Below are 16,124 nucleotides of genomic sequence, written 5' to 3' on the forward strand. Positions count from 1 at the left end.
TTCACAACATCGTTCATGAGTAAAGTGGATGCAATTGCGACAAAGTTCAGTCCAGAGACAATCTTGTCGCAGCTGGATAAATTCACAACATCGTTTATGAGTAAAGTGGATGCAATTGCAAGTAAATTCAGTCCAGAAGCGATTTTTAAGCAGCTTGACAAGTTTACAGATTCCTTTATGAAAAAAGTGGATGATATCGCAAGCAAATTCAGTCCAGAAGCGATTTTTAAGCAGCTTGACAAGTTTACAGATTCCTTTATGAAAAAAGTGGATGATATCGCAAGCAAATTCAGTCCAGAAGCGATTTTTAAGCAGCTTGATAAGTTTACAGATTCCTTCATGAAAAAAGTGGATGATATCGTAAGTAAATTCAGCCCGGAAACAATCTTTAACGAGCTTGACAAGTTTACAGATTCCTTCATGAAAAAAGTGGACGATGTCGTAAGTAAATTCAGCCCGGAAACCATTTTTAACGAGCTTGACAAGTTTACAGATTCCTTTATGAAAAAAGTAGATGATGTCGCCAGCAAATTCAGTCCAGACGCCATTATTACTAAAGCGGAAGACTTTGTAACAAATATTGTTGACAAAATTTCAGAGAAATTTAATTTCCTGAACCCGGATAAAATCGCTAATAAAGCAGAAAAGTTTGTTGATAACATTGTTTCAAAAATCGCCAAGAAATTCGAGAAATTCAGCCCGGATAAAATTATTGAAAAAGTGGGAGAGTTTTTTGAAAAAATTATAAAAGGCATTGCTGAGAAGCTGGGGAATCTGGATATTGGCGGGTTGCTTGGCGGCAAATCCAGCGGAAGCAAAGGCAAACAAAAAGTTTCAAAAGCCAATACAAAGAACTCAACTTCTAACAATTCAAACCGCACTAAAAAACCTTCTATGAACCAAAAACCTTCAGGTTCAAAATCGAAAAAGTCAGGCGGCAAATGGGGCGGGGCTTGTGGTTGCTGCTGTGCCGGAATCAGTACAGGCAAAAGCAAAAAAGTCAAAAATAGAAACGGTTCATCAACAAAAGGGAATAAAACAAATCCTGTGAATACACCTAAATCTGCTAAAGGAGCATCAGGCAAAGGTTTTTCAGGCCTTCTGAAAACATTGGGTGAATCAAAAGGCTTAAAAGGCGGACTGAAGGGCTTAAAAGGAGCGGCAAAAGGAATACCAGGATTAGGCGAAATACTGTCCCTTACTGACTTAGCCGGTATCAATAAGGATAATGCTGGTGAAAAAGTAGGTTCAGCCGGCGGAGGTTTAGCAGGAGCCGCTGCAGGAGCGGCTATTGGAAGCGTTGTGCCGGGAGTCGGGACCGCTATTGGCGGTGTTGTAGGAGGAATTGCCGGTACTTTCGGCGGTGAAAGTTTAGGCAAGGCAATTGATGCTGGCGCTCTAGAAGATACATGGAACAGCATTACAGAGGGTGCGCAAAATGCCTGGTCAGCCATTCAGGATACTTGGGGAACTGTATCAACATGGTTTATGGACAATGTCTGGACGCCAGTATCAACTGCAGTTGTGGGTGTAGCAACAAGCATATGGTCCAACATCGTAAATGCATGGACAACGATTCAAACGATATTCAGCACGGTGGCAACATGGTTTATGGACAATGTCTGGACGCCGGTTTCATCAGCAGTTGTGGGTGTAGCAACAGCAATATGGTCTAAAATCGTAAATGCATGGACGACGATTAAAAATGTGTTCAGTACAGTTGCTTCATGGTTTATGAGTAATGTGTGGGGGCCAGTCAAATCTGCTGTAATAGGAGCGGCAACTACAATCTGGGATAAAATGACCGGTGCTTGGAATAAGATTAAGAGTGTTTTCAGTACGGTATCGGGATGGTTCATGGATACAGTTTGGAACCCGGTCAAAAATACAGTCTCAGATGTAGGCAAGGGAATCTCAGATGCTTTCAAAAAAGCGATAGACACCGTTAAGAACATTTGGAAAGGCCTGAGCGGCTGGTTTAAAAAGAATATTCAAGAACCTCTTACAAAGGTGGGAGAAGCGATTTCAGATGCTTTTTCTAAAGCGTTCGGCTGGGTGAAGCAAATCTGGGATAAAGCTGGCGGCGTAGCTAGTAAAGTAATTAATTTTGTAACCGGCGGCGGTGATCCGAATAAAGGTAAGGATCCGGATAAAAATGCCACAGGCGGCTACATCACCAAACCAACCATCTCGTGGATCGGTGAAGCCGGCAAGGAATTCGTTATCCCGGTTGATAACAACCGAGGCCGGGGGAAGATGCTTCTTTCACAAGCGGCGTCTAAGCTGGGTATGCAAGTTGTAGACGACATGGGAGCAGCTTCGTCTTCTGGCGGAAGTCCAGCATCTGTTTCAGGAGGAGCAGCTGTCAGTCCTCTATCAGGCTCAGCCTCCCCAGCAATGAACACTGCAAATCTTACAGGCCAAGCGTCCACACTCGGACAGCAATTTTCAGAAGGCTTTGGTAAAGGCATCAGCGATCAGCCGGTCAAAATGGAAGACTGGAAAAAGAAAAACATCAATACGCCATTTACACAAATGATTTCTGCTTCACCAAATTACGGTAAACAAATGGTAAGCGGGTATGCCAAGGGCCAAAACGGTACAGCAACCGGAACGGACGGCTTTTTGCAATCAAAAGTTAAAACGCCGTATCAAGCCACTGTGAACAAATCGTCTTCATGGGGCACAGGAACGGTCAAAGGCTTTGCGCAAGGACAAAACTCAACCCAAACAGGGACTGCACAGTATGTGAGTACACATGTTGACAAACCGTTCCTGCGTTCAAAAGACACATCGAACAGCTGGGGCTCCGGTTTGATCGGAAACTTTGTGACAGGCATGAATTCTAAATCCAGTGAAGTAAAACAAGCAGCAAAGGATATGGCCAAGAGAGTGGAGCAGGCTTTCCGTGAGGAGCTAGATATTCATTCACCTTCCCGTGTCATGATGAGCTTGGGGCGTTTTGCTTCAATTGGTGTTGTCAAAGGACTTGGCTCAGTAGATGTAAAGAAATATGCTGAAAAACAAGCTGGATCACTGGCGGCTGCCTATTCCGGAATGGGAGACATGGGCGGGAACGTAAAACAATGGATTATGGCTGCTCTCATGGCCACCAAGACACCGATGAGCTGGCTTCCGGGACTCATGACGATTGCGCAGCATGAGTCCGGAGGCAATCCGAATGCAATTAACTTGTGGGACAGCAACGCAAAAGCAGGGCATCCGTCACAGGGGCTGATGCAGACGATCCCAAGTACCTTTAATGATCACAAAGCGCCGGGCATGGGTAACATTAGAAACCCGATTCACAATGCAGCTGCTGCGATCGGCTACATTAAAAGCAGATATGGGTCAATCAATAATGTGCCGGGGATTAAAAGCCTGAATCATGGCGGTCCGTACGTTGGTTATGCCAACGGCGGACTGATTACGAAAGAACAAATTGCACGTGTCGGTGAAGGAAACAAGCGGGAATGGATCATTCCGGAGGAGCGAGGCATCCGCGGCCGCTACCTCCTTCAGAGAGCTGCGCAAGCTCTTGGTATGGAAGTGACAGATCCGTCTCAATCCCAGCAGTCTGAGCTTTCTTCAGGACAAGTTTCAGCAGTTACATCCGGTACACGGCAAACGATACAAACAGCCGGAACGAAAGAAATAAAGATTGAGTTTAACGGCGATCAGCATTTCCATAATGGACAGGATGCTGATGGCCTGGTTGCGAAAATCAAGCAGGCATTACTTGATGAATTACAAAATGACATTAACACTGGAACAAAGGGGGTCGTGGCTTTTGACTAAGTCTATCTATGAATTTTGGATATCACAGGGGAAAGAAAAGCTGCGATTCCCTGTTCTTCCTGAAGCGATTGATATAGCGAATAGTGTACAAAATGACTCAGTAAAGATAACGGGATTGGGTGAACTAACGTTTATTGAAGAACCCGGAGCAAAAGAAATTTCATTTTCTTCTTTTTTTCCAAAAAAGTATACGCCGATAGCTGAATATCAAAATCTCCCGTCTCCGGAAAATGTCATTGCGAAAATTGAAAAATGGATGAAGGCAAAAAAGCCTGTTCAATTTTTAATTACGGGAACAAAAATCAATATGACATGCAGTATTGAAAGCCTTAAATATAGTGAGGGAGACAATGAAATAGGAGATCGGGATTTTGATATTGTGCTAAAAGAATACAAAACCGCTTCCCCGCGGAAAATCAAGCAGAAGAAAAAAACAAAGGCAAAACGTCCGTCGAAGGCTGCGCCGAAGACGTACACAGTCAAAAAGGGAGACACGCTATGGGACATTGCAGGCAGATTTTACGGGAACAGCACCCAATGGCGCAAAATTTGGAACGCCAATAAAACAGCAATGATCAAACGAAGCAAACGGAACATCAGGCAGCCGGGCCACTGGATTTTTCCCGGCCAAAAATTAAAGATACCGCAATGAAACAGGTGATGTATGATGATAGAACTGTTCGTCATTAAAGACACAGAGTGGCTGGAGCTGGTTGCAGAAAGCGTATCGCTTGAAGGCCATCGTTATCAGGCGCCGCGTTCCATTGAAGCAACCATCGTCACCAAGCAGGGCGACCAGACGTATTACAGTGTCTCAGAAGGAGATACGGTCTTGTTTAAATGGAAGGGAAAAGAGCTTTTTCGGGGCATTGTTTTTGCAAGAACCCCGGACGAGCATACGCTTGCCTTCAGCGCTTATGACATGCTGCAGTACCTGGTCAAAAACCAGGATATGTACGTGTTTTCTAATCAGCGGGCCGACCAGATCATCAGAAGGATTGCTAGTGACTTCCAGATACCGACAACCTCGATCGCGAACACAGGCCATACGATCAAAAGTCTTGTCATTAAAAATGATACGACATTGTATGACATCATATTAAAAGCGCTGAAACAGACGAAAAGCCAGACAGGGCAACATTACCAGCTGTATTCGGAAAAAGGAAAGCTCGGCCTGCGCGCGTGGCCAGATCCGTCAGAGATATGGGTGCTTGAAACGGGCGTCAATATTACGGGCTACCAATACAGCACTTCTATAAACGACACTGCTACTCGGGTGGTGCTTCGCCGGCAGAAGGACAATAAGACATATAAAGCCTCTGCCAAGGACAGTTCAGGCTTAAATAAATACGGTGTGCTTCAATATACAGAAACGGTCACAGATGACATCAACCAGGCACAGCTTCAGCAGCGGGCAGATGTACGCCTTGCTGAAAAAAAGGGCGTAAAAAAAGAACTGAAAAATATTCAGGCAGTGGGCATCCCGGAAGTGCAGAGCGGCTTGCCCGTCTATATTTCGATTCCGGAGGCCGGCATCAAGAAAACCTATTGGGTAGATACGGACCGGCATGAATTTAAAGGAACGAAACATACGATGACAATCGATGTTGTCGAAAAGAATACGATGCCGGAAGGAGTATCCTGATGAGATTAAGTGAGGCTATAAAACAGTTGGCTGTTGGCGCAGTTGACGCTGAGTCTCCGGTGGAACTGCTCCCGGCTGAGGTCGTTTCGGTTTCTCCTGTGGAAATCAAATTAAAAGAAAACAGCAAACTGATCATACCGGAAGACGTCATCATTATCCCAAAACGGATGCAGTCTGGAGGAGACGATGCACTCGAGCCGGGAGACCGTGTTATGACAGCTGCTCTGACTGGCGGGCAATCGTTTTTTATTTTAGATAAAGTATAGACAAACCGCTTCAGCTAGAAGTGGTTTTTTATTTAGTTTGTTATAAAGGAGTGGGCATCATGGCCCTGACACCGGAAGTTCAGTTTGAGGATTTTGAAGATGACAGTGAAGTCATTGAAACCTCGCAAACGTACAAAATCGATTTTGAAAACGGAAGAATTACAAATGAGCTGATTACCGGTCTTGAAGCGATCAGACAGTTTGTGTATATCGCCTTACAGACAGAGCGCTATGCGTATTCCGTATACAGCCATAATGTCGGCAATGAACTTCAGGACGTGCTGACAGATCATGAGACGACTGATGCTTATAAAAAAATGGAGATTCCGAGGCTGATAGAGGAAGCGCTCGTTTATGACGACCGGATATCTGCTGTAACAGATTTTGAGATTGAAAAACAAGGCGATGTGTTTCATGTTTCCTTTGTGGTGGAGACAGATGAAGGGACGCTTGAGATTGAGGAGGTGATTGGCGAAGATGTTTGAGGATCAGACCTTTGAGGAGATTATGGAGCGTATGCTGAACAGCATCTCCGCAGATATTGACACAAGAGAAGGCAGTGTCATTTATAATGCGTTAGCTCCGGCGGCGGCCGAGCTTGCGAAGTCCTATATATGGCTGGATACTGTGCTAGAGCTGGTTTTCTCCGATACCGCGCAAGGTGAGTTTTTAGACCGGCGCGCAGCGGAAGCGGGGATTGAACGGACAGCCGCGACAAAGGCGGTCAGAGCAGGAGAGTTTACGTCTGGTGTGACCATTCCGGCCGGCTCCCGCTTCTATGTTGATAATCTTTATTTTCAATATACAGCAGATGGGACGCTCGTCTGTGAAACACCTGGTGAAGCAGGAAACGCCAACCTGACCGGACGTAATTTACTGTCACTGGATACCATTCCCGGGTTAGAAACAGCCATTGTCAAAGAAATCCTCATTCCGGGCCGCGAGGAAGAAGGAGACGACAGCTTAAGAGAGCGGTATTTTACAAGAGTTCGGCGTGAGGCTGTCAGTGCCAATAAAATGCATTATAAAGAGTGGGCTGAAGAAGTGGATGGTATTGGGAAGGCGAAGATTTTCCCGCTTTGGAACGGGGACGGCACGGTCAAAATTGTCGTCACGAATGCCAAGCTCGAGCCAGCTTCCGATATCTTAATTCAAAAAGTGAAGGATTATATCGATCCTGAACCGGGGCAGGGTGAGGGGCAGGCGCCAATTGGAGCCGTTGTCACAGTGGAAAGCGCGGTCTGGAAGGAAGTTGAGATTTCGGCCGAAGTGCTGCCTGAGATCAATCACTCGATTGATGAAGTGAAGGCGGAAATTGAAGAAGGCGTTTTAAATCTTTTTAAGAAAATGGCGTTTGAAGATAACATCATCCGTCTATCGCAAATCAACAATATTGTTTATAATTCACCGTCAGTCAGTGACTACGCTAATATTCAAATCAACGGCACGTCTGAAAATCTCGTGCTGAGCGACGTGGAAATTCCTAAGCTTGGGCAGGTGAAGATCATTGAGCAAACAAGATGACATGACAGCATACCTGCCGCCATTTCTCACCAGCCTGAAAGAAATGGCCGAGCTGCTGAAAGCGGAGGCACCTGAGTTTGACAAGCAGAATAACAGCATATTTGATCTGACCGATCAATTATTTGTGCCGACAGCGACATGGGGGCTCAGCCGCTGGGAAAAGATTTTAAACGTCCCGCGGGAATCAGGCGACAACGACGAGATCAGAAGATTGCGGCTTATTTCAAAAATGTCGAACATCCCGCCAATTACTTACAAGGCCATTGAGCAGGCGGTGAACCGCTTTTTGAAAAACCCGTCTGCACAGGTCCGTCTGCTTCCCGGCGAATACAGATTTAACGTCGATATCAATGTTGATGACCTTCAGCACATGAATGAGCTGATCGAAACGATAGAAAACATGAAGCCCGCTCATTTGGCGTATACGCTCAGAGGCGGATTGAACGAGACGCTTCAAATCAAAGACAAAGTCATCCTGAATCACCGCAGATACCGAACAGCCAGTGAGCTGAAAGTCGGTTATTCAGTCACCCTTAACAACAATGAGGTGGTTTTAACTTGATTTCAACCATATACAGAGAACGTACAGCGGCAGATCTAAAAAGCAGAATTGATCATGTGCTGCTTAACGGACAAAAAACAGAAATAACAGAACTCGCCATTGACGGAGCGACAGTTACCGTTCTGACAAAACGCGAAGAAGACATTAAGCATATCGAAACGGTCCAAATTTTTGACGAGCTGGGCAACATCATTACAGAAAGAAAAACAGACCTGGACGTCAGCGAAAACCGAACACTCGATTTCAGATTTACTTTTGAGGTGGTGTAAACATGGCATACGAAGAAAAAACAGACTGGCTTCCGGACGACCCCATCAACGAAGATGACGTCAACCGCTGGGAAAAAGGAATAAAAGACGCCCACACAAACCTGGCTGCCCACAAAAACGACATGAACAACCCCCACAACACAACAAAGGAGCAAGTCGGGCTGGGGAACGTGGATAACGTGCGGCAAGCGGCGAAGAAGGATTTTGACAAGCATGAGCAAGATCAGGTGCGGCATATTACATCGACAGAGCGTGAAAACTGGAACGCAAAAGAAACTCCAGGTGAAGCTCAAAATAAGGCAGATCAAGCCGAAGCCAACGCAAAAGCCTATACAGATAGTTTTGCTGCACGAAGAGATAATCCTAACCAAGTAACAAAAGCACAAGTTGGACTTGGGAATGTCGAAAATGTGAAACAAGCCTCACAAGCAGATTTTGATGCTCATTTAAGCAATACTAAAGTTCATGTATCTGAAGGGGAAAGAAACAAATGGAATGCTGCCCAACTAATTAAACTTACTGGAGACGATGGTAAAAGAATACAACTCCAAGACGGTACAGATATTCTTACATTATCTTCTGGGTTTTATTGTGCAGTTGGTCAGTCAGTTGTAAACAACCCGGTGGAAGGCGATGCAACTTGGTATAACTACGATATTGTAGAAGGCGGTTCAGGAAGGAAAACAATAGTAGCTTACCAAAGTTGGGGAAGCATGATGTGGATTGGAATGGTTCACACTGATGGAAAATTTAGAGGATGGAAACAAATTGCAACAACAGATTTTATAGATAGAGTTCAATCAGAATTAGATATTCACAAAAATGATAAAACTAATCCACATTCAGTTACTAAACAACAAGTGGGTCTCGGAAATGTTGAGAATGTTAAGCAGGAGACACCTGATGGTGCGCAAAAAAAAGCTGATACTGCTTTGAACCAATCAAAAGATTATACTAACAGCACGGCCTTTATTACTAGACCATTAAATTCAATAACCGATGCAAATGATTTAAATCTTCCGCCTGGCACTTATCGTTTAGACACTAATTACATGAATGCAAATCCAGAATTGCAAAATCAATTTCCGCTAAATGATAACAGAACAGGTTTATTAATTATCTACCCTTCTGCAAATAAATGGGCTACACGTCAAGATTGGTTTAGCATCTCTACGAAAACACTTTATACAAGGGTAGCTGTTAATGGTACTGAGTATACCGATTGGTATATATTGGAAACATCGGAAGGTTCACAAAGTAAAGCAGATAAAGCTTTAGCTGATGCTAAAAACTATGTTGACTCTAACTATACGAATAATAAATTAACAGTTCTTACAGGATCCAATGCAATTCAAGACGCTAGAACAAGCGGCAATGAGTATCCAGCTGGGCTGACTTTTATGGATATAGGAGCAAATAATACAACAGGTTACCCGCTTACCTATGGCATAGTAAAAAATGAAAAGTATAGTAATTATCGATTTGCTCAATATTTTTATGGGACAGGAAATGAGTCAAACTCTTATTTTACTAGTACAGGTTCTTGGATTCGCCATTGGTGGTCCGATTCCGGTTGGACAGCTTGGCATAAAATTTCTGGATTTGCTCATGCAAATATCGGAACTACAGGAAAGCAGCAATTGATTAAAGGAGAACTTCAAAAAGTAAAATATAATAGAAAAATAAAAGATAGCCATAATACTTTTGATACTAAAAACAATAGATTTATTGTTCCGAATGATGGAATGTTTTTGGTGAACGCGGGATTGTATATAGAAAATTATCAAAGGTATGTAAACTATGAATTGGACATTTATTTAAATGGTGTTAGATATAAAAATATTGCACACTATAGGGCAAATCCAGGAGACCAGTCGGATACTACCGAAATAAATGTTGGACTTTATGGGGCTGCAACAGTTCCAGCAAATCAAGGGGATTATATTGAAATTTACTTATATGTCGGATATAACGGTGGTACTACTCGGTATACAACAGAAAGCTCGGGGTGGTATAACTACTTTGATATTACAGAAATCGGCGGCAGAAATTACCCGAGAACTTAGGAGGTGCAAAAATGATATTATACGACGCAATCATGTACAAATACCCTGACGCTGTGCCAAGAAAGGATTTTGAGCTGCGCAATGACGGCAATGGTTCTTACATTGAAAAATGGAACCTGCGCGCCCCCATCCCAACCCAAAAAGAACTCGAATCCTGGTGGGAAGAGCTGCAAAATAATCCGCCGTACGAGCCGCCCGATCAGGTAGAGCTTCTCGCTCAAGAATTGTCACAAGAAAAGCTGGCACGCAAGCAGCTTGAAGAATTGAACAAAACATTAGGTAACGAGTTGTCAGATATAAAGCTATCATTACTTTCCTTGAAAGGAGATCTTGCCGAATGAATTATTGGGTGCTTGCCCTCTATTATGAGTGGGCGACAGCAGATATGGTAAAGCAAGCATTAGCATATAAAGACTGTTCAATTGAGGATCTGGCAGAGGGTGTGAACAAAAAGCTGATCACAGCTGACCAGTATAAAGAAATTACCGGTAAAGCCATGTAGTAAGGCTTTTTTATTTTGCCTGTTTTTAGATCAAAGGAGGATGAAGATGGTGAAGTATCAATATGAATTTCCTCTCGATAAGGCTGGAAAAGCCGGCGCTGTAAAGCCCTATCGAGGAGGGAAAAATGATTTTGTGACACCTGTTTCGAATTTGTCAGGCGTAGCGGAGATTTTAACAAATGCTGCTTTAAAGGCTACTGAGGCATACAGTCAGCTCGGGCAGGACAGGCTTGGCGCAGTTCTGATTTCGAAAGTGAAGGGCTGGGCGTATGCAGATCATGAAGGTACGCTCTTTATAGAAGAAAGCGACAACAACAATGTTTGGACAACGACAGCAGCAGTTAATGTCGCAGCAGGCGTCCTGACAGCGACGGACTGGGTATATCTTTCTAAACGCTATTACCGTTTCCGCTATGTGAACGGGAATCTTCAGCAATCTGAGTTTGTATTATACCAATCAGTCGGTGCGGGTGAGATGGATGTGCGTGTCAATGAAAAAACGCCTTTACAGATTGACTTTGCGGAGAATCAAACACACGATGGACGGCTGAAAGTCGAGGCTCGCAAAACATTTGACTTTGTCTTTCATGAAAATGCAGAGTCCGCCGGCGAGGGGGCTGCTTTACCTGTTGACGGTGCCGCGCATTTACTCGTTGAAGTCTACGGCACAGCAGAAATGAGCGAAGTCAAATTTTGGGGCAAATCGGTGTCAGGACAGAAACTGCCGATCAGAGGCGTGAAAACTGATGATGCTACCACTGCCTCCAGTACATTAGGAAAAGCTGAGGCATGGGCCTTTGATATTAAAGGGTTTAAGGAGATCATCATGGAGATTATCAGTATCACCGGCGGTACTCTTTCGGTAAAAGGGACCGCGGTTTCATAATAGTCTCGGCCCTCGGAAGGGAGGTGATCTGCATGTGAAGGAGGAGTGAGAGATGCAGCAAGAGGCAGACGTGAATGTGTTTCAGCAGGATTTAGCAGACATGAAAGGCGAGCACAAAGCACTTGAGCAGAGGGTTTCTGCATTAGAACGCGTGTCTGACCGGCAAGACCAGCAAATCATGACGCTGAACGAAAAATTAAACAAAATTGAAGAAAACACCACGTGGATTAAACGCACCATCACAGGTGCCATCATTACAGCAGTGTCTACAGGCATCATTGGCGGAGCCATCGCCATTATGTACAGCCTGCTGCAGCATTAAAGGGGGATTTTTATGAACACGTTTGACAAGGGCACGGTCATCAGGACGGTGCTTCTTTTAATTGCTTTAATCAACCAGACCATGCTGATGCTCGGCAAATCACCATTGGACATTCAGGAGGAGCAGGTCAATCAGCTCGCTGACGCTCTTTATTCAGCCGGTTCCATCGCATTTACAATTGGAACGACACTTGCCGCTTGGTTTAAAAACAACTATGTAACAGAAAAAGGAAAAAAACAGCGCGACTTGTTAAGGGACAATAATCTGACGAAATAAGGAGAGATGAAAATGGTTAACATTATTCAAGACTTTATTCCGGTTGGCGCAAATAACCGTCCAGGCTACGCAATGACGCCGCTTTACATTACGGTGCACAACACAGCGAATACCGCAGTAGGAGCAGATGCTGCAGCGCATGCCCGCTATTTGAAAAATCCTGATACGACGACAAGCTGGCATTTTACAGTTGATGATACAGAAATTTATCAGCATCTGCCTTTGAATGAAAACGGCTGGCATGCGGGAGACGGAAATGGCAGCGGCAACCGGGCTTCTATCGGAATTGAAATTTGCGAAAATGCTGATGGAGATTTTGCAAAAGCAACAGCAAATGCCCAGTGGCTCATCAAAACATTAATGGCTGAACATAATATCAGTCTCGCCAATGTCGTCCCTCATAAGTATTGGTCAGGGAAGGAATGTCCGCGAAAATTATTAGATACGTGGGATTCGTTCAAAGCAGGAATTGGGGGAGGCGGCAGCCAAACTTACGTCGTGAAACAGGGCGACACACTTACATCCATAGCGAGAGCATTTGGTGTTACGGTTGCTCAGCTGCAAGAGTGGAACAATATCGAAGACCCGAATCTTATTCGCGTTGGTCAAGTATTAATTGTAAGTGCTCCATCGTCCGCTGAAGAACCCGAGCTCTATCCGCTCCCTGATGGTATCATTCAATTGACAACACCTTATACCTCAGGAGAACACGTCTTTCAGGTACAACGAGCACTTGCGGCTCTGTATTTTTACCCTGATAAAGGCGCTGTTAACAACGGAATTGACGGCGTTTACGGACCGAAAACAGCTGACGCAGTTGCCCGTTTTCAGTCTGTTAACGGTCTAACTGCTGACGGTATCTACGGGCCTGCGACGAAAGAGAAGATCGCAGCGCAATTAAGCTGATCAAAGACCATAAAAATCCCGGAGCTGCTCCGGGATTTATTTTTTCTTCTTCAACTTTTTTATAATTCCAGCACTGCGCTCCCTCACCCGAAGCGAGTACCCGGAAAGCCCAAACCTTCCGTAATCAACAAACTTCACACGCCTCACCAATTTTTTCACTGTATCACCTGACATTATCCTCTGTTTGTATTTATTATATGTCACCCTTTAAGAAAAGGAATAAGGACAAGAGCTGTTTTCCCTTGTCCTTTTAGTGTGATCATGCTTTTTTTCGTTTATACTCGTCAATCAGCCGTTCGTTTTCTTTGAAGATTCTTGCTGTATGCGGACTGACTTGATAGCTTGCGACACTGGTGGTTGAACGTTTTTTCAGGATTTTAAACGGCTTCGCCGCTCTGGGCTCGCATCTGTTTTGAAACGCACGTTCCATTATCCTTCACCTTCCTCCTCAATTGGCAGCACCAAATCATATATGCTCGTTAATGACGTAAATAGCAAATAATCAAATTCCGTGACAATGCTGTCAGACGTCAGCTTGATGACATAGTTCTGTGTCTCGATGGTAAAAGGGATGAGAACCACTTTTCCGTATTGGTCGTAATAAACATCCTTTCGATCGAGCCGTGTTTGTACATCTGCCGGATCATCCATATGCTCGGTTAACCGGTCTTTATCAGCCTGTGTCGAATAGTGGCAAAGAGAAGCCGTTAAGTTCATTTTATCAGCATAGGTTTTCAGCAGCTTATCAATACCTTCAGCATAAGCATCTATACTTCCATAATAAACATGGATCGGTTCGTTTTTCAATAGGTATTGGTATGTTTTCAGCCGATTGAGATACATGTGGAGCATTTCGTTGTTTTCTTCAAGAATTTCTCTTGTGTCTGTTTCAAGCTCGCTGCCGGCCAGTTTTTTGACGTATGCACTTAAGAAGATAAAAGCATCAATCAAAGCAAAACTGACTGCGACAATGAGATACCGTTCCCAGTGGGTAAATAGGGAAGTGGGCTCATATGTCCAGTATACCATAGCGCCCAGAACAAACAGCAAATACCAAGTTTTCCGGATGGCGGACATTTTTTCTTTGACCTTCGCTTCGAAACGCCACGTGGCATATACGTATAACCCCAGTCCGGCCACAATGCACCAGACCATGATCTGAAAGAATAAAACCATATTCGAATCCCTCACATCTGAAATAGGTTCTGCTTATTGTATTCGAGAGATCCGGATAGTTTTCCTGTTCCATCAAAAAAACCGCTCCTTTGACAGAAGCGGTGTGACATTAAAATATCATATTTAAAATAAAGTAGGCGATGGCACCAAGTGTCGCTGAAATCGGAAGCGTGATGACCCATGTAATGAGCATTCGCTTGGCCGTACCCCAGTTTACGCCTTTTACGCGGTGGGACGCACCGACGCCAAGAATTGATGAAGAAATGACGTGGGTTGTACTGACTGGCAAATGAATAAACGTGGCGCCGAAAATAATGGCTGCTCCGGTTAAGTCAGCGGAAACACCGTTTACCGGACGGATTTTCATGATCTTTCCGCCAACGGTTTTGATGATTTTCCAGCCGCCGATTGATGTTCCGAGACCCATGGCTGTCGCGCAGGCGAATTGCACCCAGGTAGGAATATCATTAGCAGAAGTATGTAAATTCGCTGTGATGAGAGCCATTGTGATAATTCCCATTGCTTTTTGCGCATCGTTTGTTCCGTGTGTATACGATTGCAGGGCAGCTGTTACAATCTGCACTCTGCGGAATTGCTTATTCGTTTTCGCCAAGTTGCTGTCTTTGAAAATCAGCTTAACGATGCTATAAAGAATAAAACCAAGGACAAAGGCAATAATTGGTGATAGAATCAGTGCTTCAATGATTTTAATGAAGCCCTTATAGTTTAACGCTGCAAATCCGGCTGCCGCAATGGCTGCACCGGCAATAGCGCCGATGATGGCATGGGATGAGCTGCTTGGGATACCGTAGTACCATGTGATAAGGTTCCAGGCAATTGCAGCGAGTAGCGCAGCCAAAATGACAACAGAGCCATTTTCCAGCGTATAAGGATCTACGATGTCTTTCGTAATGGTTTTGGCAACACCTGTAAACGTCATTGCTCCGACAAAGTTCATCACAGCCGCCAATATAATGGCATGGCGCGGTTTTAACGCTTTTGTTGATACCGAAGTCGCAATTGCGTTTGCCGTATCATGAAACCCGTTGATGAAATCAAACGCCAGAGCACAAATGACTATTAGTATCGTTAATATTAATAGAATATCCATTTTTACCCCTCGTTACGCGTTTTTCATAATGATGGTTTCAAGATTATTGGCAACACTTTGACAAGAGTCGGCGATTTCTTCAAGCGTTTCGTATATTTCACGATATTGAATGACTTTGATTGGATCTGTTTCATTTCCGAAAAGATTCTTTAATGATTTTCTGTGCAAGTTGTCACAGCTGTGCTCATACTCTTTAATTTTGATTGCGTGAGGCTGAATATCCTTTAAGCGATTTTCTGCCAGCAGCTCGATCGTAATCAAAATCTCTTTCGCACATTCTCTGATATATCCGCTGAATTTATCAATATGCTCGTCTGATGAAGTAATTGAGAAAATCTCCATCATGGCAGAGAAATGTTCGATTCCGTCAAGCACATCATCCAAGCTGTTTGTCAGCTGAAGGATATCTTCGCGCTCAATAGGAGTGATGAACGCTTTGTTAAGCTCTTTAATCATGACATGAACATGATTGTCACCTTTTGTTTCATATTCCTTTAACGTATCTGCAAATTCTTTAAGAGTCGTTTGGTTAGTGACCTTAAAATTCACAAAATATTCTGCAGTTTCGTCTATGTTCTTTGCAATTTCTGTTAAAAGGAGTGAGAACTTATCTTTTTTTCTTCTTATCATTAAAAACCCTCCATAGTTTGAATGAACAATGCACACATCAAATTATTATATAGCCTTTTGTCGAAAAAAAACAGGTAAAGTCGAAAAAAACGTATCTTGACTTTTTTGATAAATCGTGTCTCCTTATTTTGACCTACTTCGCTTTAAAAAAACGACCCAAGTTTGCAAAAACTTTCTGCTTAACG

Annotated in this window: 20 protein-coding genes; 15 read left to right on the forward strand and 5 right to left on the reverse strand. The window is 43.8% G+C overall.

Annotated elements, in window-relative coordinates:
* Positions 1 to 15: 15 nt before the first annotated feature.
* From MKY50_RS07035 to MKY50_RS07105, 15 genes are read left to right on the forward strand one after another with little or no spacing between them, the layout of a single operon-like run.
* Positions 16 to 3,798: a transglycosylase SLT domain-containing protein gene (locus tag MKY50_RS07035; RefSeq protein ID WP_445662045.1), complete on the forward strand. Its 3,783-nt coding sequence runs from the start codon at positions 16 to 18 to the stop codon at positions 3,796 to 3,798.
* Complete coding sequence (locus tag MKY50_RS07040) at positions 3,791 to 4,450, forward strand: LysM peptidoglycan-binding domain-containing protein (protein ID WP_029727048.1); 660 nt, start codon at positions 3,791 to 3,793, stop codon at positions 4,448 to 4,450. Before MKY50_RS07035 ends, MKY50_RS07040 begins: the two co-directional genes overlap by 8 nt.
* Positions 4,451 to 4,465: 15 nt before the next feature.
* Entirely contained in the window at positions 4,466 to 5,443 is a 978-nt protein-coding gene (locus MKY50_RS07045; protein ID WP_341116380.1) for an XkdQ/YqbQ family protein, read from the forward strand.
* Positions 5,443 to 5,709 (forward strand): DUF2577 family protein, encoded by a 267-nt coding sequence (locus MKY50_RS07050; protein ID WP_341116381.1) that lies wholly within the window; start codon positions 5,443 to 5,445, stop codon positions 5,707 to 5,709. The genes MKY50_RS07045 and MKY50_RS07050 overlap by 1 nt, the downstream gene beginning before the upstream one ends.
* 59 nt (positions 5,710 to 5,768) lie before the next feature.
* The gene (locus MKY50_RS07055; RefSeq protein ID WP_167872167.1) at positions 5,769 to 6,194 is read left to right on the forward strand and encodes a DUF2634 domain-containing protein; all 426 of its coding nucleotides are present in this window, start codon (positions 5,769 to 5,771) and stop codon (positions 6,192 to 6,194) included.
* The gene (locus tag MKY50_RS07060; protein ID WP_341117296.1) at positions 6,187 to 7,233 is read left to right on the forward strand and encodes a baseplate J/gp47 family protein; all 1,047 of its coding nucleotides are present in this window, start codon (positions 6,187 to 6,189) and stop codon (positions 7,231 to 7,233) included. Before MKY50_RS07055 ends, MKY50_RS07060 begins: the two co-directional genes overlap by 8 nt.
* On the forward strand, positions 7,217 to 7,795 hold the full coding sequence (locus MKY50_RS07065; RefSeq protein WP_174229288.1) for a YmfQ family protein: 579 nt from the start codon (positions 7,217 to 7,219) through the stop codon (positions 7,793 to 7,795). The genes MKY50_RS07060 and MKY50_RS07065 overlap by 17 nt, the downstream gene beginning before the upstream one ends.
* The gene (locus tag MKY50_RS07070) at positions 7,792 to 8,064 is read left to right on the forward strand and encodes a hypothetical protein (protein WP_151267409.1); all 273 of its coding nucleotides are present in this window, start codon (positions 7,792 to 7,794) and stop codon (positions 8,062 to 8,064) included. Before MKY50_RS07065 ends, MKY50_RS07070 begins: the two co-directional genes overlap by 4 nt.
* Before the next feature lie 2 nt (positions 8,065 to 8,066).
* Positions 8,067 to 10,130: a terminase gene (locus tag MKY50_RS07075; RefSeq protein WP_341116390.1), complete on the forward strand. Its 2,064-nt coding sequence runs from the start codon at positions 8,067 to 8,069 to the stop codon at positions 10,128 to 10,130.
* Between the two features lie 11 nt (positions 10,131 to 10,141).
* A complete protein-coding gene (locus MKY50_RS07080) occupies positions 10,142 to 10,471 on the forward strand; it encodes an XkdW family protein (protein WP_341116392.1) in 330 nt (109 codons plus the stop codon).
* A complete protein-coding gene (locus tag MKY50_RS07085) occupies positions 10,468 to 10,632 on the forward strand; it encodes an XkdX family protein (RefSeq protein ID WP_014479563.1) in 165 nt (54 codons plus the stop codon). Before MKY50_RS07080 ends, MKY50_RS07085 begins: the two co-directional genes overlap by 4 nt.
* 46 nt (positions 10,633 to 10,678) lie before the next feature.
* Positions 10,679 to 11,518 carry a phage-like element PBSX protein XepA gene (xepA, locus tag MKY50_RS07090; RefSeq protein WP_341116393.1) on the forward strand — a complete coding sequence of 280 codons (840 nt, stop codon included), beginning with the start codon at positions 10,679 to 10,681 and terminating at the stop codon, positions 11,516 to 11,518.
* Between the two features lie 52 nt (positions 11,519 to 11,570).
* The gene (locus tag MKY50_RS07095; protein ID WP_003232655.1) at positions 11,571 to 11,840 is read left to right on the forward strand and encodes a hemolysin XhlA family protein; all 270 of its coding nucleotides are present in this window, start codon (positions 11,571 to 11,573) and stop codon (positions 11,838 to 11,840) included.
* Between the two features lie 12 nt (positions 11,841 to 11,852).
* The gene (locus tag MKY50_RS07100; protein ID WP_003232653.1) at positions 11,853 to 12,116 is read left to right on the forward strand and encodes a phage holin; all 264 of its coding nucleotides are present in this window, start codon (positions 11,853 to 11,855) and stop codon (positions 12,114 to 12,116) included.
* A gap of 12 nt (positions 12,117 to 12,128) precedes the next feature.
* Positions 12,129 to 13,022 (forward strand): N-acetylmuramoyl-L-alanine amidase, encoded by an 894-nt coding sequence (locus tag MKY50_RS07105; RefSeq protein WP_122894620.1) that lies wholly within the window; start codon positions 12,129 to 12,131, stop codon positions 13,020 to 13,022.
* Positions 13,023 to 13,058: 36 nt separating this feature from the next.
* Here the strand turns inward: MKY50_RS07105 and spoIISC are convergent, their stop codons facing one another.
* From spoIISC to MKY50_RS07130, 5 genes are all read right to left on the reverse strand, one after another.
* Complete coding sequence (gene spoIISC / locus MKY50_RS07110; protein ID WP_003232648.1) at positions 13,059 to 13,196, reverse strand: three component toxin-antitoxin-antitoxin system antitoxin SpoIISC; 138 nt, start codon at positions 13,194 to 13,196, stop codon at positions 13,059 to 13,061.
* Positions 13,197 to 13,281: 85 nt separating this feature from the next.
* Positions 13,282 to 13,452, reverse strand: a complete 171-nt coding sequence (gene spoIISB / locus MKY50_RS07115) for a three component toxin-antitoxin-antitoxin system antitoxin SpoIISB (protein WP_003232646.1) — start codon at positions 13,450 to 13,452, stop codon at positions 13,282 to 13,284.
* A complete protein-coding gene (gene spoIISA, locus MKY50_RS07120; RefSeq protein ID WP_003244695.1) occupies positions 13,452 to 14,198 on the reverse strand; it encodes a toxin-antitoxin-antitoxin system toxin SpoIISA in 747 nt (248 codons plus the stop codon). Before spoIISA ends, spoIISB begins: the two co-directional genes overlap by 1 nt.
* Before the next feature lie 109 nt (positions 14,199 to 14,307).
* Positions 14,308 to 15,309 carry an inorganic phosphate transporter gene (locus MKY50_RS07125; protein WP_003232642.1) on the reverse strand — a complete coding sequence of 334 codons (1,002 nt, stop codon included), beginning with the start codon at positions 15,307 to 15,309 and terminating at the stop codon, positions 14,308 to 14,310.
* Positions 15,310 to 15,321: 12 nt separating this feature from the next.
* Positions 15,322 to 15,939: a DUF47 domain-containing protein gene (locus tag MKY50_RS07130; RefSeq protein ID WP_003218470.1), complete on the reverse strand. Its 618-nt coding sequence runs from the start codon at positions 15,937 to 15,939 to the stop codon at positions 15,322 to 15,324.
* Positions 15,940 to 16,124 lie beyond the last annotated feature (185 nt).

It is taken from the genome of Bacillus sp. FSL R7-0685 (genome assembly GCF_038002425.1).
Lineage (GTDB): Bacteria > Bacillota > Bacilli > Bacillales > Bacillaceae > Bacillus > Bacillus subtilis.